The sequence below is a fragment of the Pseudomonas sp. HMSC063H08 genome, assembly GCF_001813645.1.
GTDB lineage: Bacteria > Pseudomonadota > Gammaproteobacteria > Pseudomonadales > Pseudomonadaceae > Pseudomonas > Pseudomonas aeruginosa.
Map to the genome: position 1 here is coordinate 1 of NZ_KV813542.1, position 536 is coordinate 536.

Sequence of the window (536 nt, forward strand, 5' to 3'; positions counted from 1 at the left end):
TTCCCCGTCAAGGACTTCGACATCGAGGAACTGCTCGCGCCGAAGCGCCTGCGGCGCGACTACCGCCTCCGGCAACTCACCTTCGGCTTGTCCGCCAGGGAGTGGACGGCAGTGGCCCTGCTCGGTTGCGTGGTAGGTGGGTCGCTAACCGCCTACTACCTATGGAATGCCCACCAGGAAGAGCTCGCCAGGCAAGCCGCGCTCCTCGAGGAGCAGAGGCGCCTCGCCGAGCTGGCCGAGAAGAACGCCCAGGCCAAGCAGCCGCTGGACCTGGCGTCATTGCAGAAGCCCTGGACGCTCATGCCTGACCTCGAGGACATGCTACGCGCCTGTAGCAAGGCAACGGGGGTACTGTCGCTGTCGATCCAGGGCTGGCTCTTCGAATCCAGCAAGTGCGACGGCAGGGTCCTGGTCGCCACCTACCACCGTACCGGCAACAGCACAGCAGCCGACCTGACAGCGGCCAGCCAGCACCTGTTCGCCGACCGCCCCGCCTTCGTTATCGACAACGGCAACACCGCGGCCCTGAAGGTCGA

Annotated in this window: 1 protein-coding gene; it reads left to right on the plus strand. The window is 65.9% G+C overall.

Annotation, left to right across the window (positions count from 1 at the left end; translation table 11 throughout):
• Positions 1-536: type 4b pilus protein PilO2 (gene pilO2 / locus HMPREF2924_RS24345; protein WP_168172970.1), on the plus strand; the 536-nt coding region annotated here is incomplete at both ends.